Here is an 18051-nt window from a genome sequence, read left to right as displayed (position 1 = left end):
TATCTGGGAATTGCCGTGGCTGCCAGGAATGATGCTATTGAGTTCGCCCGCAATTTTCAACCGAACAGTTTGGACACGCCCATTTCAGAGGTATCCCATATTCAGGATAAGATCGGGGAAATGGAATGGAAGCTGCTCCAGGCGCATTCGTTTCTTTACGCCACAGCGCGAAGATGGGATGAGGAGCCGGAAGAACGGGAACACATGCAGCCGGAGCTGTCGGCAGTCAAACTTGCCGTAACAAATGCGGCATCGGAAGTGGTTGACCTTGCAATGAGGATTGCAGGAGGGCGTGGCCTTTCCAAACATTTTCCTTTTGAGAAATATTACCGGGATGTACGGGCTGGATTGCACAACCCGCCGATGGATGATTCAACTATATCCATGCTGGCTGGTAAGGCGATACATCCGGATTCTGAGTAATAAACAAGCGCGAAGCCAGGAGGCTTCGCGCTTGTTTATTAATTTTCAGCCAGCTCATCTGCAAATGCTTTTGCATAGGGTGGCAGATCAGGCGGTCGTCTTGCACTGATCAGGTGGCCGTCGGTAACAACAGGTTCGTCATACCACGTGGCACCTGCATTTGTCATATCGTCTTTTATACCGGGAGTACTCGTCACTTTTCTTCCGTTCAAAATACCGGCAGAAATTAAAACCCAACCGGCATGGCAGATCTGTCCGATCGGCTTTTTGTGTTCATCCATATGGCGGACGATCTCCAGAACTTTGTCGTAGCGGCGGAGTTTGTCAGGCGACCAACCACCAGGGACGAGCACACCATCGTAATCTGCTGGATCGATATCCTTAAAGGATAAGTCGGAAGTGGCAGGTACGCCGTATTTACCCGGGTACTCCACCCCCGCTTCTTCTCCCACCAGATGGACGACGGCTCCTTCTTCCTGAAGCCGGAGAAGGGGGTACCAAAGCTCTAAGTCTTCGAAGTCCGGGCTTACGAAAGCAATAACCTTCTTGTTCGATAAACGCATCAGTCTTCCTCCTTTGTTTACTCCCTATCCATTCTACCAGACGCTCTCTGTTGGTTCGAATCTTTGGAAACGACAAGCACCCACCAGATCAGAAGAGGCTGCAAAAAGGGACGAATCCACAGGGCGGTAGAGGTTGTCTCGTCTGTCCAAGGAGCAGGGATATCATAAATTGCAGCATAGATGTTGGCAGGAAGGACAGCTACTAAGAAGATGGCGGTAGCGAAGCCTGCCGCCCTTCTCGTCTGTGGGAAAATAAGAAGCAGTGCAAGAAGCCACTCTGTAATTCCGGACATATATACCAGCTCGAGCTTAAAGGGGACCCAGGAAGGGAACATGCGGGCGAATCCATGGTCGTAAATGAAGTGCGTGACACCCGCATAGAAAAAAGCGACAGCGAACAAGTATAAACCGATTTTTCTCAACATTTGTATCACGTCCTCTGCAGAATAATTATATAGGTAGTGAAACTTTTTCTATGTATCATACGTCTACTTAGGCAGCCCGTGTTATGCTGGAATGGAGGGCGGGTATAATCGTTGGGGAACTCCACATACAATGGAGGGATAACCAACGGAAATGAGGAGCTTGAAAAATGATAAAACGTATAGGTATATGGTTCACGATTGTCACGTTGCTCACGCTTGCAGTACTACCTATGACCAGTTATGCGTCGACAGGCGATCAGGGAATTAACGAAAAACTAGGTCTGCCGATCGTCGTTTACGGGGAGGCGCTGTCCCCGGAGCAGAAAGCGGAAGTAAAAGAACTGCTTGAAGTCGATCAGCATGATCAGGTGGACGAGTTTACGGTCAATGGGCAGGATCTTAATGAATATATTGGTGGAAATCCGAATGCGAATATGTATTCGTCCGTGAAGATTATCCACAAAGAAGATTCCGGCCTTCATTTGGAAATCGTAACACCTGATAACATAACACAAGTAACGAAAGAAATGTACACAAACGCTTTACTGACAGCAGGGGTGGAGAACGCAGATGTGCTCGTTGCATCCTCTGTGAAAGTATCTGGACATTCCGCGCTTACGGGCATTTATAAGGCGTATGATGCCAAAGGCGTCAAGCTTGATAAGGAAAGAATGCAGGTAGCGAGTGAGGAACTGGATGTCGCTACATCTATTGCCAAGGAATCCGGAGTAGACGAAGCGAAAATCAGTGAATTATTGACAGAGATTAAGAAAGAGATTGCCGAGCAGGACCCGGCAACGAAAGAAGAAGTGGAACAAATCGTAGAGGAGAAACTTAACTCCCTGAACATCGAACTCAGTCCGGAAGATCGGCAGCGGCTCACGGATTTGTTTGAGAAAATGAGGGATTTGAACATCAATTTTGACGCAGTGAAGAACCAACTGGACGATCTTACTGGAAATATTAAAGACCTAGTTCAGGATGAAGGGTTCTGGGAAAGCTTGAAGAATGCTATTCTCAGCTTCCTGGAAGCGATCGTCAATTTCTTCCGTAATCTGTTCAGTTAAATATCTAAATGAAAAAGCCTCCCGGCAAGGGGGGCTTTTTTAGGTAATGGCTTTTATATCTTTTAGGATTTGTTCTTTGGGAACAGCAACGTCTCCTTTATATTTTTTCAGGACTTTTCCGTTTTTCCCAACAAGGTAAAAAGCATTGCTGTGGGTGACTTGATCATTTCCTTCTGTTTTAACAGCAGGGGTCTGAAAGCTTTCCTGAGCGAAATCTGCGATCTGCTCCTGGGTGTACTCCGTAACAAATGTCCAATTATCGAGGGAAGCACCGTTTTTTAATGCAAATTCTTTTAATTTATCCGGTGTGTCGACAGTGGGATCGACGCTGAATGTAACGATCTCTGCATCGATACCTTCTTGTTTCAACTGCTGTTGTACCTCTGACATATTTCGTGTCAGCGGCGGGCAGTCCGTATCGCAGCTTGTGAAGACAAAATCGGCCAGCCACACCTTGCCTTTCATTTCTTCTGTGGAAAAGGCCTTTCCTTCTTGTGTTTTTCCTTCAAATGATTGTACTTCTATATCTAATGTATCCTCCAATTGTTTGGAGCCGCAGGCAACGAATATACATGCTGGTACGGCTACGAACAACACGAAGATAAACAGGCGCCGTTTCATGATGTTCCCCTTCCAGTTACGTCATACGTTTATGTAAGCACAGCATAAAACAGGTGTCAATTTTGTTCCGGCGGGCAACATAAAATCTCTAATATAAAGGAAGACTAAGGCTCCATGACTATATGATTAGGGGATGAAACCATGCCTTATTATACGAATGAAGAAGGAGTTCGTTTATTTTATGAAGAGGTTGGGAAGGGGCAGGCGCTTGTCTTCATCCATCCGCCCGGGATGGGGAGGAAAGTCTTTAAATTCCAAAAGGAACTTTCCTGTGACTTTCGAGTGATTTTTCCTGATTTGAGCGGAAATGGAGATTCTGATCTGGCGACAGACCGACCGGACATAAGCTGGTATGCAGGAGAAATCCTGCAGCTTCTGGATCATTTGAGGATTCAGCAGGCTGTGGTTGTAGGGTATTCCTGTGGAGGGATGGTTGCGCAGGAGTTCGCATTGACTTACCCGGAACGGTTGACAGCCCTCATCCTTGCCGGAGGTTTCCCAAAAGTGAGCACAGGTGGTCTGAAGTTTGAATTCTACGGGGGAATGAGCTGGGTGGAGAAAAGCCCGGAAACCCTTGCCCGACTTCTCAGCCACTCTCATTTCCGTGATGAAACCATTAAACAGGAGCTGAATGACCACATGGCGAAGTCCAACCCCTCTGCCTGGCACTCGTTCTACGATCGTGCGCTTCACTATGACTGCAGTCACCGTGTCGGCCTGATCGATAAACCGATGCTCCTTGTGTACGGTAGTAAGGAATTTTGGATAAGTGAACATTCCAAGTACTATCATCCATGTCCCAACGCAAGAATGTATGTCATCGAAAATGCTTATCACCAGACTCCCGCCACTCACTATGACCGCTTCAATGATGAGGTTCGGCATTTTGTGAAAGGTCTTGGCACACCTCAATCATCCGTCATTTCCGATGGAAAGTGAAGGAATGGTCCAGCTTCTGCGTGTAGACTACTTTTTCAACGGTGATTTTTAAACGGTCGGATTGATCGAATTCATGAAGGCCGAAATCTATATTTCCTTCATCCTGGTACCCATGCAGGAATCCGTCGATGGATTTTCCATCTTCACTGCTTATAAAAACATCTTTCTGCTGTTCGGCAGCTTCCGGACCTGTGTTTTCAGACATAGCTCCGATAACTTTGGACGGCTGGTCCTTTGAATGGGGATCATAGAACAGTTCCGCGTTCATATGCTCATTCCCGTGCTTGTCCACTCGGCGTAAAATGATGTCTGTATCATGAATCTCTGCTATCTTCTTGTTGGCGGTCCATGTCTCATGATCCGAGGTTCCTTTAAACTTATTCATATCCACTTCAAACGAATAGGGATGGATTTCCTTAAAGTGTACTTGTTGTAATTGGAAGGTAACTTCGTCTGGAATTTCTGAGAAGGGTGGAAAATAACCCTCGTAGACACCCTCTTTTAAACGATGAATATAAGGGACGATCGTATAAGATTCCCCTGCATTTGTTTGGATGATCCCCTCCAGGGACTCATTGAACGCTGCTCCCGGGTCCTCCATGCGGAAATGGATGCTGTTGGACAGGACGCCGGCTTTTAGTTCCATTGGAGTGAACGTTACACCATGTTCCGTATAGGACTCGGTTGTTTCATAAGTGGCGAGCAAATGGCTGTCTTTGTCATGGAGATAACGAATCGGCATCGCTTCGGTTTCTATTCGTTCTCCACCTATCCGAATACCGATAGAAGTTTTCAGGGTTTCATCGAAATCATGTACTTCTTCCGGGATGTTCTCATACCCCCAGTCCTGTTTCGAAATGGCTGGTAATTGTAACGACCCATAGACGCGATTCTGGAAGATTACTGCATTCTCGGAATCAATCGGGACCGATAAACCGGAAAGCGTCTGGGTATCTATAGCCTTATTCCCTTGAATCGTAACGGATTCGATCATTGGAGAATAGCTGTGGTTCTTTGAATCTTTATCGATTAGTGCGGACAAATCCAGACTGTACATAACTGTAATGGTACGGCCGTTATGCCACACCTCATTGATCTGCATTCTTCCATCTCTGCCGGGGACAGGAGACGATTGCGCTTCCTTTACAGTTAATCCGTTCTGTCTGGCCGTCTTGAGGCTGGGATTTAGACGCTCGTAGAAATGATCGACAGCATCTTCATTGTCTACTTCGGGTAAAGTGATCGGCAGTTCATCCAAATTCACATCTTTTGCTTTCCTCATTGGTTTGGAATCTGCTTCGTGAGAGACTTTGATTGTCCCTCCCTCCATCCAATAGGCTCCTGCAGCAACTACGAGCACTGCTGCCAATAGAAGCATCCACTGAAATCTCTTCATCCGCAAGGTCTCCTTCCTGCCATTTTATACCTTTATTTTATCAGAAACCGGCAGGTGTGAGGGAAGAAAACAAGAAGTGGTTTTATCGGGGAGGTCGGGCTGTGGAGAATTGTTCTTCTATATATTAAATATATTCATTTCCATATATGTAGGAGGTTTATTATTCTTTTTATAACCTCTTATGTTTCACGCCGGCCAGAAGAAAAACGGCTCTATGAGAGCCGCTTACTTCGATTCTTTATCGGAATAATGATGAAAGAGAGCGTCGCTTTCGGAATGATCTTCCGCTTGTTTTTCTTCATCAGGAGCAAATGCTTTGTCCAGCCGGGGCTTCTTGTTGAATAGTTCTGCTGCCTCATTGCTCGTTTCTTGTTCCTTTTGTTTCTTAGGTTTGTTATTCATGGGTGATCCTCCTTTTTTATAGTATTCCTTCACCGGATGTGATTAAACTTCCATCTGGAAATTCCGATAAGTAAAATGTGAGGAAAATATCTTTCGGAGTAGGTGAACGGTAATGGCTCAGATTGCGGAACACCCGTGGAAGACGCTCAAACAGCTTTCCATACCTGTCTGGTTCTATCAGCTTAGTGATGAGAAGATATATTTGAATGAACCGTTGCAGGAAATGCTTGGAATAGAATTGGCCGTCATGGATAAACAGCAGGTGAAGGAGAAGCTTCATGAAGAGGACTGGTCATACTTTGAGCGACTGGCACGTTCGGAAAGATCGGAACGAATTTTGGAATTCGACTACCGTTGGAGTAACGGAGGAGAGAGCCATTGGTTCAAGGATATCGTTCATCCTTTTTATAATGAGGTCGGAAACAGGATCGGCTATTCAGGTATAGGAGCGACGGACCGGATTTATCAAATGGATCTTGGCCGGATTAAAAACGCTATCGTCGAAATAGGGGAAGGGTTCCTGCGCTATAACGGGCAGGCGTTCTTTGATTTCCTCGTGAAATATTTAGCGGCCGTTCTCCAGGTTAATACTGCCTTTATCGGGGAATGGAAGGGGCAGCAGAAAAACGAATTGTTCGTTTCTTCGATTTTTCATAAAGGGGAGACGTCTAATGGAGATACATACCAGGTAGAGGAATCGCCGTTGGAACTGCTTGCTACTTCCGTCGACTGTTTTTACCCGAGCAGGGCTCAGGAATACTTTCCTTCCGCGAGTATTTTGAAGCGTTATGAAGTAGAAAGCTTCCTGGGCAAAACTTTGATGAGTTCAGATCAAGAACCCATCGGAGTATTAGCTGTTATGGATCAACGGAAACAGACGAACAACCCAATGATCCGCCCTCTGCTTCAGATATTTGCAGATCGTATTGCAAACGAGATGTCTAGGATTCAAACAGAAGAAAAACTGGAAGTGCTCTCCCGGTATGATTCTCTCACCGGGCTGCTCACTAGAAACTATTTCTCTGATATATTGCCCGGCGCGTTGGAAGAATCGGCGATCCTTCTGTTGTTTGATATTGATAATTTCAAAATGATCAATGATTCCTGGGGACATGCGAAAGGAGATGAACTGCTCCGTCAGTTCGCCAGCTATTTGAGGAAGACATTTGCGAAACAGGAATGTGTCTTGTCCAGAATCAGCAGTGACGAATATGCTGTCCTTATCCGGTCATCGATTACGTTGGAAGACGTTTGCCTGCTTGGAGAACAGATCATTCATTCCATGCGTCGCCCTTTCATCATTGAAGGAAAAGAGTTTTATACGACCGTAAGCATAGGAATAGCAACCTCCACGCCCGATTCCGGTGATGCAGAGGAAGTGCTGAGACGTGCTGATGCAGCCATGCACAAGGCGAAGCGGAACGGCAAGAACCGATATGAAATTTATGATTCCAGGATGGGAGAACAGATGAGAGAGGAACTTCAACTGAAGCAGGCCCTTCACCAGGCGCTTGAAGAGGGGGAATTCCTTCTTTATTATCAGCCCCAGATTTCCGGAGAAACGCTTCAAGTTAAAGGGTTTGAAGCTTTGATTCGCTGGAATCATCCCGAGCACGGCCTTCTATCTCCGCATCATTTCATTAGTCTTGCTGAAGAGACCGGCATGATTGTGGATATTGGAGAATGGGTGCTGCGGGAAGCTTGCAGACAGGCGAAGCAATGGCAGGAATATGGAGAACCCCACTTGAAGGTGGCCGTCAACTTGTCCGCTTATCAGTTTGCTGATGTGGCTTTGACCGATAAGATCATGGGGGCATTGACTGCCTCCGGCCTCGCTCCGGAAAGCCTGATCATAGAAATTACGGAAACGATGGTACTCCAGGACTTCGACCGCAGTATTGAGACGCTGAACACCTTGAGAAACAGCGGGATTTCCATTCATTTGGATGATTTCGGTGTCGGATTTTCCTCCCTCAGCTACCTTCATCGTCTTCCTGTAGATGCGATCAAAATCGATCGATCTTTCATTAATCAGATAGACAGCGACAGGAACGAGGTCGTGATCGTCAATGCCATTATCAGTATGGCTCAGAGTCTCGGCCTTGATGTGATAGCAGAAGGGGTGGAGCGCAAAGAACATATTGTGTACCTGCAGGAAAAGGGTTGTTACGACTATCAGGGGTACTTCTTCAGTAAACCAGTCCCAGCGGAGTGCGTAAGCTTATGAGGCTTGCGCATTTTTTATGGAGAGTACACAGCCGGCGTCTGCTACTATTAATAGGGATAGACATAAAGAAGAGGGGTAGGTCCAGTGAAAGAATACCTTACTATATTTAATGAAGATGGTTATACAGCAGGAACAAAAGAAAGAGCTCTCGTCCATATGGATGGGGATTGGCACGAAACGTTCCATTGCTGGTTTTATGATCCAAAGCAGAAATCGGTCTATTTCCAACGGCGTTCTGATGATAAAAAGGACTATCCAGGCCTCTACGACATAACGGCGGCCGGGCATATAGAAGCGGGAGAAGGACTGTTATCGGCAGGTTGCCGGGAAATTAACGAAGAACTTGGGTTGGACATAGCCCCGGATGATTTGATCAATACTGGCTCCTTTAAAGAAGTGCTTATAGACGGGACCGTTATAGACAGAGAAATATGCAGGGTGTTTCTTTATGTAGTAGAAGAGCCTCTTGCCTGGATGATCGGGGAGGAAGTGCAGGACGTTGTCAGGCTTTCTTTTCATGACTTTAAATCATTGGCTGCGGGCTTGGAAGAGGAGAAAGAGGTTGTTTCTCTTTTATCCGGGACCGTTAGTCATGCGGGAAAGGAAGCGTTCGTACCTCATGAACCGGGCTACTTTCGATTTATAGTGTCTGTTATAAACCGATATGTCGAAAAACTTTGACAATAATCTTTTTGAATCGCTATAATTTGTGATTAAGCGGTATAAGAGGAGGAAACGTGAATGAAACCTACTTCATTTGATACAAAAGTTGTTCATTATAAACAAGATCAGACGGAGGTGCAGAATAGTAAGCGCACCCCCATTTATCAGACTTCTGCCTTCACATTCAAAGATCTTGACCATTTAGAAAGTTATTATGAAGGAGCAAGTCCCTATCTCTACTCCAGAGAAAGGAATCCAAACACGGATGAACTTGCCGGTACGGTAGCAGAATTAGAAGGTGCACCGGCAGGGGTTGCCACATCTTCCGGTATGTCGGCTATTCTCGCAGGTATTCTCGGCACAGCTAAACCCGGTGATCACATCATTGCAGCAGAAGATCTTTACGGCGGTACGCACTCTTTGATTACGAAGGAGCTTGCAACCTTCGGAATTGAAGTGACGATGCTTGACTTCAATGATTTGGAGGGTGTGAAAGCAGCCATTAGAGAGGAAACCAAATTGTTATATACTGAATCCATCTCTAATCCATTTTTGAGGGTGGAGAATATGGAAAGATTGGCAGAGCTGGCTCAATCTCATGGGATCAGGACAATGGTTGATAATACGTTTGCGACCCCTTACTTACTGCAGCCATATTCTATGGGGATCGACCTCGTCGTACATAGCGGAACGAAATATATAGGCGGTCATAGTGATGCTACATGCGGCGTCCTGGTCGGCGATGCTGACCTCATTCAAGCAGCTGCGAAAAAAGTCGTCACACTCGGAGCAAACTTAAGTCCGTTTGAAGCTTGGCTCACCCAACGCGGGGCGAAGACACTCGGTCTGCGAATGAAGAAACAGTCAGAGAATGCGAAGCAGGTAGCGGAGGCGCTCCGGAAACATAAAGGTATTGCGAAAGTCTTCTATCCCAAATATGTATCCGAACGAGGGAATGGGGCCATTGTCACAATTGAACTGAATGAAAGCGTAGACGTGCATGCCTTCTTCCGTTCCCTCGGTTGGATCAAAATCGCTCCGACACTCGCAGGGGTGGAGACAACCTTGTCCTATCCTATCCGAACGTCGCATCGTGCACTTTCCGATGCAGAGCGGTTAAAGATCGGCGTTAATGACTATGTAATCCGACTGTCCATTGGAATTGAAGACAGTGAGGATATCATTACTCAGCTCACCCATTCTGTCGAACAGGCCTTGTAATCTCCCCCCCGGATATCTGTGATGGATTTCCGGGGTGTTTTTTTATGCAACGGCATCGAAGTATATGCATGTTCCAATAGAATGTCATAAACTTGTGATAAATTTAAAAAATTCTCATAATATGGTTAGGACTAGTCATGACAGCATTTCGCCGGCCGGTGAAGGGAGATTATCATTCATGCTCATTTAGTTGTATAGCAAACTACCAGCAAATTCTATTCACCATTTACAATTTATATGCTATAATCCATAGTAGCATGTTTCTACCCACGTTGGTTGCAACCATCTCTTTGCGGGCTTTCATGGCCCGAATCACGAAAAACCCCTTTTATATCATGTATCTCACATCGTGCTTGCAGCACTAAGCTTTCTATCATTTTTATACGACTTGTATTTATAATAAAATAATAGGAAAGCGTTTTCATAATGTTTAGGAGGTAACGCCATGAAGTTGACAACGAAAATATTCATAGGTCTGGCTCTTGGTGCCATCGTAGGTCTGGCACTGCACATAGCTGCACCGGATTTATTTGGAACGCTTGATACGTATGTATTCAGCCCCTTGGGAACTGTGTTCCTGAATCTGATTAAAATGCTTGTCGTACCGATCGTATTCTTCTCTATTACACTCGGTACAGCTTCTTTAGGAGATCCGAAGAAGTTGGGTAGAATCGGCGGGAAGACCATTGGTTTCTTCCTGATTACGACTACCATTGCGATTGCGATTGCTATTGGTCTTGCTTATTTGTTCCAACCAGGAAATATTGATATTAATACGGCCGGCGCCGAATATGAGTCGCAGGAAGCGCCTAGCGTCGTTGAAACATTTACAAGTATTATTCCGACCAACCCGATTCAGTCCATGGTTGAAGGAAACATGCTGCAAATCATTGCCTTCTCTATTTTTATTGGTTTTGCCCTTGCGATGCTTGGTAAGAAAACGGAAGGTGTATTGAAAGTGATCGAGCAGGGGAACGAAATTATGATGTACCTTGTTAACTTGATCATGCGCTTTGCTCCATATGGTGCCTTTGGTCTTTTGGCATCTGCCATCGGAACGATGGGAATTGACGGAATGAAAGCGATGGCTATGTACATGTTTGTTGTAATACTTGCTCTATTCATCCATGGCCTTGTGACATATGGAGGAGCGGTGAAGTTTCTCGGTAAGATGAGTCCAATTAAGTTCTTCAAAGGATTCTTCCCTGCCATGACGGTCGGATTCAGTACGTCCAGCAGCAGCTCGACGCTTCCGATTTCGATGAAGACGGCTCAGGAGAATTTGAATGTTCCAAAACCGGTCAGCAGCTTCGTACAGCCTCTTGGAGCGACGATCAACATGGATGGTACGGCTATTATGCAGGGTGTTGCAACTATTTTCATCGCCCAGGTGTATGCGACGGATTTGTCCTTCGGTCAGTTGATTATGGTCGTCCTGGTTGCCGTGCTTGCTAGTATCGGTACAGCCGGAGTTCCGGGTGTAGGGCTTATCATGCTTGCTATGGTATTGAATCAAGTGTCTCTACCGGTTGAAGGAATCGCCTTGATTATTGGTATTGACCGTCTTCTTGATATGACTCGTACAGCGCTTAACATCACTGGTGATGCTGCGTGTGCGGTCGTTGTAGCAGAGTCAGAGAAGAAACACGGAATAGAAGAAGAACCTGTGCGTGCTGTAGAAGCATAATCGATACGAAAAAAAAGAGCAGCCTTAGGCTGCTCTTTTTTTGTTAGTATGTCTGTGTACCCTTGATGGAAGGGGGATAAACCATTTCTTTATGTAAATTATGGAGAAAAGTGATCCATCCGTTTATTTCATACGATAGCTGTACAGCATCACTCTATCATAGGATATTGACCTGCTCCCTATGCTATGATGTTGATAACCACCATAAAGGGAGTGTGCTATGAGCCAACGTGATTCTCTGTTATATCATCAAATGCTTGAAGGGGATAAGGAAGCACTGGAAGCCATTTACGATCGATATGAAAAGCTTTTATACTCCTTTGTCATCAAGCTGTCGGGTGATCCAACATTAGCCGAAGAAGTGTTGCAGGAAGTATTTCTGAAGTTATGGACAAAGAAAGCAAGATATGAGGAATCGAAAGGGAAATTCTCCTCTTGGATTGTCACCATCACAAGGTATACAGCGATTGATATGATAAGGAAGACAAATAAAGAGCACGTTTCTTTGGAAGAAGAAACAGATGTACCCGAGCGAGGTACGGAAACGACGGAAGATCTGGTGGAATGGAAAGAACGTGGAGACAGAGTGAGGGCAGCCGTCAGCCTTCTGTCGGAAGAGCAAAGGGATATGGTGCAATTATTCTATTTTAAAGGACTGACCCAGCGGGAGATTGCAGAAAAGACCGGTCTCCCCTTGGGAACGGTAAAAGGACGGGTGCGATTAGCGTTGAAACACCTGAAGAGGCAGTTATCATCAGAGGAAGGAGGGGTTCGTGATGTCTAGACTATGCGATGAATTAATGGATTACTTCAATGGCCATCTTAGTGATCAGAAGAAGGTGGAATTTGAAGAACATTTGAATACATGCAGCGAGTGTAGAGAAGAGCTGGAAGAATTGCAGGAGTTAACCGGTGAGCTTCCTTTTGCTTCTGATCCTATCACCCCTCCGGATGACATGAAAGCACGTGTTTTAGGAGAAGTCTTCAAGCATGAGCAGAATGAAAGCGGAAATTCTCCTTTTATAGAAGAACATTCCGAAAATGTCCTTCCGATCTCGAAAAAGAAAGAACAAGCATTTGGAGAAGTGAAGAGGAACAAGAAATCTTCGTGGTTTGTCAGAGGGCTCGTGGCGGCGTTGATTGTATCGCTTGCCGGTAACGTATGGGCTTTAATGAATGAAGAAAAACAGGTCGTGCAGAAGGAACCTGAAGAAATTTCGGACAGTACAGACGAAGTCCTTCGCAAAGTTACGCTTCAGGGGGAAACGACGACAGCAAGCGCATCCGCAGCAATGGTTCGTCAGTCAGAAGGGGAAGTCCTCAGTCTGCAGGCAGATCAACTGGAGCCTCTGGACGGTGAGGAAGTGTATCAGGTGTGGCTGATCAATGGAGAGACGCCGTACAGGGCCGGTACCTTTAAAGCTAATGAAAGTGGAGAAGGAGCGGTTACGTATAATATGGAACAGCTGCCTGAAGATACAGAGTGGGATATGGTCGCTGTCTCCAAAGAGCCTGATGCTTCAAGTGAAACACCACAGGGGGAAGTAATTTTGAGTGCAGGATTATAATGATGAAAAACAGGCAGCTGTGGCTGCCTGTTTTTTTGTTAGCTACAGTTTTGGACGAGGCTGTCGAGGAGGATGGACGTGTAGATGCGGAGACTCATGGGTATAGTAGAAAATAGTTAACTTAGGAGGAGTGAGTGGAATGTCTTATTCAGTAACGTTGCAGAAAATACTGCTTTTAACAGGGATCGGAGTAATCATCGGTGCCATTGTCGGTTTTACGGCCGTGCTGGGCTTCGATTTAGACGGTTCCATATTTGTAATATCGATGTTCCTCAGTATCATGAGTGTTTACTCCACCGCCATGTACGCGGAACTCTACCATATTAGGGAAGCGATTAATAAACAGCGGAAAGGTTTATGACTATAGCAGGTCGGCGGCAAAACTTAAAACCAAAACCGTGATATACAAGACTACGAGTATGGTAATCAGTACGTATGTCTTGATGGTCAATCTCCTGAAAATCATGAAAAAAGTAGCCAGGATGACGCTGATGATGAAAAACCAATAAAATTGTTGCATATGTTTTCCTTCCCCCTCGGCCCTATCATACCACGGTATGTATCTACTTTCCTGTTTATGGAATGAGGAATGGGGGAATAATGATAGATAGCAGCTATGAAAGAAGAATGGATGGGAAGGAGGGGGCTTTCTGTGAGAATGGACGGCTTTCCGGAAGCATGAATCTCTTTGAGCTTCTGTTTTTATTCGTCACAATTCTTTGGATTGGAGAGTTTGCTTTGTTCCGCAACCATCATTCGACAAAGGGTGGTGGTGAAGCGGAACGTCGCTCCTTCCCGATCATTCTAATCACCGTTCTACTGGCGGTTTGCGCAACGTTGATCATGCGTGAATGGAACTTCGGTATTCTGTCTATCCGCTGGGTATGGTGGGTGGGTCTGCTTATTTACGCGGCAGGTGTGTGGCTTCGTTACTGGGGCATTATGCACCTTAAGGACCAGTTTACAAGGGATGTCTCTGTGAAAAAAGGAGACAAGCTTGTCAGCACAGGACCTTACCGCTGGCTGAGGCACCCCCTCTATACAGGTTTATTTTCCATCATCATCGGCTTTTGCTTAGGTGTAGGGAACATATACACAGCCTTTGTCTGCGGAGCTTTGGTTGCTTCTGCATTACTACATAGAATCCGCCTGGAAGAAGCGATGTTGGTTGAGGAGCATGGAGAGAAGTACAAAGATTGGTGTCGCAGGCGATACCGATTGATTCCTTTTGTCTATTAAATTCGGAGGTGGATCATTTGAAAAAGAAAACAGCTGTTGTTGTAGGTGCTGGTTTAGGTGGGATGTCTGCTGCGATTCGGTTGACTGCAGACGGATATGATGTGAAAGTGATTGAAAAGAACAGCAACCTTGGCGGAAAGTTGAATAAGAGAGAAGGGAAAGGATTCACCTTTGATACCGGTCCATCGATCCTGACTATGCCGTGGGTGTTGGAACAGCTGTTTGAGAGCGTCCACCGACGTTTGGATGATTATATAACAGTGGAACGGGTGGAGCCTCAATGGAGAACCTTCTTTGAAGACGGGACGTCGATTGATGTTACGAGTGACCTTCCAAATATGCTGGAAGAAATGGCTAAAGTAACGGACAGGCCGAACAGGAAGTTGACGGATTTTCTCTCCTACAGCCAAGATATGTATGAGCTTTGTATGAAGAGCTTCTATAAATACAGTATTTCAGATCTGAAAGATTTAAAGAGTCACCACAAATTCAGTGAACTATTACAAATGGATCCGATGAACACGGTCGCTAAATCCACCCGCAAGTTCTTTGATAACAAATATCTAGAGCAGTTGTTCAATTACTTCGTTATGTATGTGGGGTCGAACCCATACGCAACACCGGCTATTCTTAATCAGCTTGTCTATGTACAGCTGGGGCTTGGCATCTATTATGTCAAAGGCGGTCTCTATAATATTGCGGAGGCTATGGGACGTTTAATGGAGGAGCTGCGTGTGGACGTCCAATTTAACTCTCCTGTTCGTCAGCTTGTTGTGGAAAATGAGCGCGTAATCGGCGTAGAGACGGAAGATGGCACGGTGCATGAAGCGGATGTTGTGGTATCCAATTTAGAGGCTATTCCTGCTTATCGCAAGCTTGCACCGCAAACGGCCAAAGTGAAGAAAGAAACAAAGTCGCTGGAGAAGAAATTCGATCCCACGGTTTCAGGTCTTGTTCTCCTCCTTGGCACAAATCGTAAATTTAACAACCTTAAGCATCATAACTTCTTCTTTTCAGAAGATCCAGAGCTGGAGTTCAAGCAGATATATGAGCAGGGAAAACCAGCGGATGACCCGACAATCTATATTGGTATCTCCGCCCGTTCAGACGAATCGCAGGCTCCGGCAGGTAAAGATAACCTGTTTGTCCTGACACACGTTCCACCACTTGAAAATAAGAAAAGAAAGCCGGTCGACTGGGATGCTTATCGCGAGACCGTCCTGGATAAGCTGGAGCGGATGGGGATGGAAGGAGTTAGAGATTCCATTGAATTCGAATATCGCTTTACTCCGGAAGATTTAGAGCGTTTATATGGACCGAATGGTGGATCTATCTATGGTATTGCTGCTGATCGTAAGTCGAATGGCGGTTTCAAGATCCCTTCGAAGAGTCAGGTTTTTGAGGGTTTGTACTTTGTAGGGGGGTCCACCCATCCTGGAGGTGGAGTACCGATGGTCACGCTGTCTGGTCAATTGACTGCTGATCTAATTAAGGAAAATGAGACAGAAGCAGTTCATCAAAAATAGCGGAGGGCGGTCGGCATTGCCGGCCGCTTTTTGTTTTTGTATGAACATAGATGTAACGGGAAAGGTTAGGAGGATGCTGGAAATGGAGTGGCCGAAATCGATGTTAAAAGATGCAGAACGAAGGATGGAAGGGTGTCTTGTGGAAGGATTTGTTCCTGGTAAGGGAAACCGTAACGCAGAAATTATGTTGGTAGGGGAAGCGCCTGGAGAGAAAGAGGCGGTTGAAGGGGTTCCATTCATTGGACGGGCGGGTAAAGAGTTGGATAAGCAGTTGGAGTATCTTGGTTTGGAACGTGATGACCTGTACATTACAAGCGTAGTAAGGAGTCGCCCGTACAAATGGGTGGATTCCAACAAAAAGGGGAAGCGAAAAGCAAATAGAAAGCCGAATAAAAAAGAAATAGAAGCCCATGCACCATTGCTGGACTACCAGGTGGAACAGGTGGATCCGGATATTATCCTCGTGTTGGGTGGTGTTGCCTTGCGAAGGCTGACAGGTGAAGAAGGCAAAATTAGTGTTCTCGTCGGACAGTTGATGGAAACACCATTGCTGAAGTATCGTCCAAAAGAAGGCGGACCTAGGTGGTGTGAAACGGAGAAAGCCTATCGTGTCATTCCTCTTTATCACCCCGCAGCTGTCTTCTATAACCCGAAAATCAAGCCGACTATACAACAATCTTTAGACGATGTGAAACGACATCTATATAAGGAAGATTAAGGGGAAACGTCAGGGAGTGGATGGGTCTCTGCGTTTTGGAATAAGTAGTATCCCTGTTTCCCGGTACCGGTAGAAGCTGTTCCTTCGTCCCGCCAGCTTTGAATCGCAATTTTTTCTTTTGGATCTTCCTCCTTAATGCTGTAAATAGAAGTTTTTGTCGTCTGCGTCGGCACAGACTTTAATTTATCCTTGGCGGAGGGTAGGTGTTCCATTGTGCCAATGACCTCGTGGAGCTGTTTCGGGGATACTTGTTTATTTGTTTGGATGTAGGCTTTTCCTTCGTGAATGATGTAGGTGGCGCGGATCATTTTAGATACTTTTATGTCGGTGCTGTGTTCTGCTCCGGCGTTTGCGAATTCAGCGTCTTCGATGCTTCCAGCTGTTTTGAAGTCGCCTTTTATGGTCTGTCCGACTAACGTGGAAGCTGTCATTGGAGTTTTGCTCTCTGTGTAGGATAGAGATAAGAGAGCAGCCGTCGGGAACACAGCTAATAATGGGAAAAGCATTCTCCTCTTATAGGGAGTCTTTTCTTCCTGACGTAAGGATTTCAGAACAGTTTTTTTCATGTGGCGTCCATCGAAAGGGACTTGGTCGTACTTGAGCTCTTGTGTGATCTTTTTTAATTTACGATCCATTATATCACTCATGTCGGAGACTTCCTTTCTCAGTCAAACGGTCCTGAAGAATTTGTCGCGCGCGCCTCAGTCTGGTTTTTACCGTATTTGGACTTATTCTCAACACCTGTGCCACCTCGTGGACATCGAATTCTTCAAAGTAATAAAGGACGATCATTTCCCTGTATTTGTCGTCGAGTTTCAGCACTTCTTCCAACAAGGCTTCTTCCTCGCTGCGTTTTAATAGAGTCTCTTCCGGGGTGTGTCTTCCTGACGGCAGGTGACGGAACATTTCCGTTCCCCGCTTGATGACCCTTTTAACGTAAGAGCTCTTTAAATAGTCTTTACACAGGTTAATTGCTATTTTGTACAACCATGTTTTTGTGGTGGATTCTTGTTTGAATGTCGGATACTTTTGGTAAGCTTTGATCATCGTTTCCTGAACAATATCTTCGGCAGTAGAGTAGTCCTTGACGTACGAAAAAGCCAGCCATTTCAAATCGTGGCCGTATTCTTGAATCCATTGTTCCACAAGGGCTTGGTCGACAACGGGTGCTTCCTGGCCGGATGACTTGGAGTGCTGTTTTCGTATCACAATGTCCCACCTCTTTCATATAGACGACACACATCGTTCTCAGGTTTTAAAAAACACCTTTTTACATACATTCGACTAATGGAGTAATAAATCCTCCGGGAGGCGACGGTGTTGAGGGTCTTATCAGGTTTCCGGGGATCGAAAATGGGGTGGGTGG

The 18051-nt window shown here is 45.7% G+C and carries 21 protein-coding genes; 13 read left to right on the top strand and 8 right to left on the bottom strand.

Annotated features, from left to right (window positions below; translation table 11 throughout):
* On the top strand, nucleotides 1-423 hold a 423-nt coding region (locus D479_RS09630), incomplete at its 5' end, for an acyl-CoA dehydrogenase family protein (RefSeq protein WP_008636351.1).
* A gap of 38 nt (nucleotides 424-461) precedes the next feature.
* Here D479_RS09630 and D479_RS09625 read toward each other — a convergent pair.
* Nucleotides 462-986, bottom strand: a complete 525-nt coding sequence (locus D479_RS09625; protein WP_008636349.1) for a type 1 glutamine amidotransferase domain-containing protein — start codon at nucleotides 984-986, stop codon at nucleotides 462-464.
* A gap of 17 nt (nucleotides 987-1003) precedes the next feature.
* Nucleotides 1004-1411, bottom strand: coding sequence for a hypothetical protein (locus tag D479_RS09620; protein WP_008636348.1), 408 nt, complete (start codon nucleotides 1409-1411; stop codon nucleotides 1004-1006).
* A gap of 167 nt (nucleotides 1412-1578) precedes the next feature.
* Here D479_RS09620 and D479_RS09615 point away from each other — a divergent pair, with 167 nt between their 5' ends.
* A complete protein-coding gene (locus tag D479_RS09615) occupies nucleotides 1579-2478 on the top strand; it encodes a DUF1002 domain-containing protein (protein ID WP_008636347.1) in 900 nt (299 codons plus the stop codon).
* A 39-nt stretch (nucleotides 2479-2517) separates the two neighbouring features.
* Here D479_RS09615 and D479_RS09610 read toward each other — a convergent pair whose 3' ends face one another.
* Entirely contained in the window at nucleotides 2518-3099 is a 582-nt protein-coding gene (locus D479_RS09610; protein ID WP_008636346.1) for a cytochrome c oxidase assembly protein, read from the bottom strand.
* Nucleotides 3100-3240: 141 nt separating this feature from the next.
* Between D479_RS09610 and D479_RS09605 the strand changes: the two genes are divergently transcribed.
* Nucleotides 3241-4038, top strand: coding sequence for an alpha/beta hydrolase (locus D479_RS09605; RefSeq protein WP_008636345.1), 798 nt, complete (start codon nucleotides 3241-3243; stop codon nucleotides 4036-4038).
* Here the strand turns inward: D479_RS09605 and D479_RS09600 are convergent.
* Nucleotides 4019-5434, bottom strand: coding sequence for a hypothetical protein (locus D479_RS09600; RefSeq protein WP_008636344.1), 1416 nt, complete (start codon nucleotides 5432-5434; stop codon nucleotides 4019-4021). The two genes, D479_RS09605 and D479_RS09600, sit on opposite strands and share 20 nt — an antisense overlap.
* Before the next feature lie 225 nt (nucleotides 5435-5659).
* Nucleotides 5660-5836 carry a hypothetical protein gene (locus D479_RS20720; protein ID WP_008636343.1) on the bottom strand — a complete coding sequence of 59 codons (177 nt, stop codon included), beginning with the start codon at nucleotides 5834-5836 and terminating at the stop codon, nucleotides 5660-5662.
* A gap of 112 nt (nucleotides 5837-5948) precedes the next feature.
* Between D479_RS20720 and D479_RS19905 the strand changes: the two genes are divergently transcribed.
* The 7 genes from D479_RS19905 (at nucleotide 5949) to D479_RS09565 (ending at nucleotide 13563) form a co-directional block, all read left to right on the top strand.
* Nucleotides 5949-8063, top strand: coding sequence for a bifunctional diguanylate cyclase/phosphodiesterase (locus D479_RS19905; RefSeq protein ID WP_008636342.1), 2115 nt, complete (start codon nucleotides 5949-5951; stop codon nucleotides 8061-8063).
* 84 nt (nucleotides 8064-8147) lie between these two features.
* Entirely contained in the window at nucleotides 8148-8744 is a 597-nt protein-coding gene (locus D479_RS09590) for an NUDIX domain-containing protein (protein WP_008636341.1), read from the top strand.
* Between the two features lie 60 nt (nucleotides 8745-8804).
* Nucleotides 8805-9947, top strand: a complete 1143-nt coding sequence (locus D479_RS09585; RefSeq protein WP_008636334.1) for a PLP-dependent aspartate aminotransferase family protein — start codon at nucleotides 8805-8807, stop codon at nucleotides 9945-9947.
* A gap of 445 nt (nucleotides 9948-10392) precedes the next feature.
* Nucleotides 10393-11634, top strand: a complete 1242-nt coding sequence (locus tag D479_RS09580; protein ID WP_008636333.1) for a dicarboxylate/amino acid:cation symporter — start codon at nucleotides 10393-10395, stop codon at nucleotides 11632-11634.
* A gap of 220 nt (nucleotides 11635-11854) precedes the next feature.
* On the top strand, nucleotides 11855-12418 hold the full coding sequence (locus D479_RS09575; RefSeq protein WP_008636332.1) for a sigma-70 family RNA polymerase sigma factor: 564 nt from the start codon (nucleotides 11855-11857) through the stop codon (nucleotides 12416-12418).
* Nucleotides 12411-13202: an anti-sigma factor gene (locus D479_RS09570; protein ID WP_008636330.1), complete on the top strand. Its 792-nt coding sequence runs from the start codon at nucleotides 12411-12413 to the stop codon at nucleotides 13200-13202. Before D479_RS09575 ends, D479_RS09570 begins: the two co-directional genes overlap by 8 nt.
* Before the next feature lie 139 nt (nucleotides 13203-13341).
* Complete coding sequence (locus D479_RS09565; protein ID WP_008636328.1) at nucleotides 13342-13563, top strand: hypothetical protein; 222 nt, start codon at nucleotides 13342-13344, stop codon at nucleotides 13561-13563.
* On the opposite strand, the gene D479_RS20715 is transcribed toward D479_RS09565, so the two are convergent.
* Nucleotides 13564-13722 (bottom strand): hypothetical protein, encoded by a 159-nt coding sequence (locus D479_RS20715; protein WP_162129272.1) that lies wholly within the window; start codon nucleotides 13720-13722, stop codon nucleotides 13564-13566.
* A gap of 80 nt (nucleotides 13723-13802) precedes the next feature.
* On the opposite strand from D479_RS20715, the gene D479_RS09560 reads away from it, so the two are divergent.
* The 3 genes from D479_RS09560 to D479_RS09550 all read left to right on the top strand — a co-directional run bounded on the left by D479_RS09560 (nucleotide 13803) and on the right by D479_RS09550 (nucleotide 16685).
* Nucleotides 13803-14441, top strand: a complete 639-nt coding sequence (locus D479_RS09560) for an isoprenylcysteine carboxylmethyltransferase family protein (RefSeq protein WP_008636327.1) — start codon at nucleotides 13803-13805, stop codon at nucleotides 14439-14441.
* 17 nt (nucleotides 14442-14458) lie between these two features.
* A complete protein-coding gene (gene crtI / locus D479_RS09555; protein WP_008636325.1) occupies nucleotides 14459-15967 on the top strand; it encodes a phytoene desaturase family protein in 1509 nt (502 codons plus the stop codon).
* Nucleotides 15968-16049: 82 nt separating this feature from the next.
* Nucleotides 16050-16685 carry a uracil-DNA glycosylase gene (locus D479_RS09550; protein ID WP_008636318.1) on the top strand — a complete coding sequence of 212 codons (636 nt, stop codon included), beginning with the start codon at nucleotides 16050-16052 and terminating at the stop codon, nucleotides 16683-16685.
* Here D479_RS09550 and D479_RS09545 read toward each other — a convergent pair.
* Both D479_RS09545 and D479_RS09540 read right to left on the bottom strand, forming a co-directional pair.
* On the bottom strand, nucleotides 16682-17332 hold the full coding sequence (locus tag D479_RS09545) for a hypothetical protein (protein WP_008636316.1): 651 nt from the start codon (nucleotides 17330-17332) through the stop codon (nucleotides 16682-16684). The genes D479_RS09550 and D479_RS09545 overlap by 4 nt on opposite strands.
* Complete coding sequence (locus D479_RS09540) at nucleotides 17325-17894, bottom strand: sigma-70 family RNA polymerase sigma factor (protein ID WP_008636314.1); 570 nt, start codon at nucleotides 17892-17894, stop codon at nucleotides 17325-17327. The genes D479_RS09545 and D479_RS09540 overlap by 8 nt, the downstream gene beginning before the upstream one ends.
* Nucleotides 17895-18051: the final 157 nt, after the last annotated feature.

Origin of the sequence: Halobacillus sp. BAB-2008 (genome assembly GCF_000328325.1) — a bacterium.
Lineage (GTDB): Bacteria > Bacillota > Bacilli > Bacillales > Halobacillaceae > Halobacillus.
Note: the sequence above shows the minus strand (reverse complement) of the source record. Positions and strands in the feature narration are given on the sequence as shown.

Excerpts from the sequence above, each read along its gene's own strand:
- D479_RS09600 (WP_008636344.1), bottom strand. The coding sequence starts at position 5,434 with ATGAAGAGATTTCAGTGGATGCTTCTATTGGCAGCAGTGCTCGTAGTT.
- D479_RS20715 (WP_162129272.1), bottom strand. The coding sequence starts at position 13,722 with ATGCAACAATTTTATTGGTTTTTCATCATCAGCGTCATCCTGGCTACT.
- D479_RS09620 (WP_008636348.1), bottom strand. The coding sequence starts at position 1,411 with ATGTTGAGAAAAATCGGTTTATACTTGTTCGCTGTCGCTTTTTTCTAT.
- D479_RS09575 (WP_008636332.1), top strand. The coding sequence starts at position 11,855 with ATGAGCCAACGTGATTCTCTGTTATATCATCAAATGCTTGAAGGGGAT.
- D479_RS09550 (WP_008636318.1), top strand. The coding sequence starts at position 16,050 with ATGGAGTGGCCGAAATCGATGTTAAAAGATGCAGAACGAAGGATGGAA.
- D479_RS09625 (WP_008636349.1), bottom strand. The coding sequence starts at position 986 with ATGCGTTTATCGAACAAGAAGGTTATTGCTTTCGTAAGCCCGGACTTC.
- D479_RS09610 (WP_008636346.1), bottom strand. The coding sequence starts at position 3,099 with ATGAAACGGCGCCTGTTTATCTTCGTGTTGTTCGTAGCCGTACCAGCA.
- D479_RS20720 (WP_008636343.1), bottom strand. The coding sequence starts at position 5,836 with ATGAATAACAAACCTAAGAAACAAAAGGAACAAGAAACGAGCAATGAG.
- D479_RS09565 (WP_008636328.1), top strand. The coding sequence starts at position 13,342 with ATGTCTTATTCAGTAACGTTGCAGAAAATACTGCTTTTAACAGGGATC.
- D479_RS09545 (WP_008636316.1), bottom strand. The coding sequence starts at position 17,332 with ATGAGTGATATAATGGATCGTAAATTAAAAAAGATCACACAAGAGCTC.
- D479_RS09585 (WP_008636334.1), top strand. The coding sequence starts at position 8,805 with ATGAAACCTACTTCATTTGATACAAAAGTTGTTCATTATAAACAAGAT.
- D479_RS09605 (WP_008636345.1), top strand. The coding sequence starts at position 3,241 with ATGCCTTATTATACGAATGAAGAAGGAGTTCGTTTATTTTATGAAGAG.
- D479_RS09615 (WP_008636347.1), top strand. The coding sequence starts at position 1,579 with ATGATAAAACGTATAGGTATATGGTTCACGATTGTCACGTTGCTCACG.
- D479_RS09580 (WP_008636333.1), top strand. The coding sequence starts at position 10,393 with ATGAAGTTGACAACGAAAATATTCATAGGTCTGGCTCTTGGTGCCATC.
- D479_RS19905 (WP_008636342.1), top strand. The coding sequence starts at position 5,949 with ATGGCTCAGATTGCGGAACACCCGTGGAAGACGCTCAAACAGCTTTCC.
- D479_RS09560 (WP_008636327.1), top strand. The coding sequence starts at position 13,803 with ATGATAGATAGCAGCTATGAAAGAAGAATGGATGGGAAGGAGGGGGCT.
- D479_RS09570 (WP_008636330.1), top strand. The coding sequence starts at position 12,411 with ATGTCTAGACTATGCGATGAATTAATGGATTACTTCAATGGCCATCTT.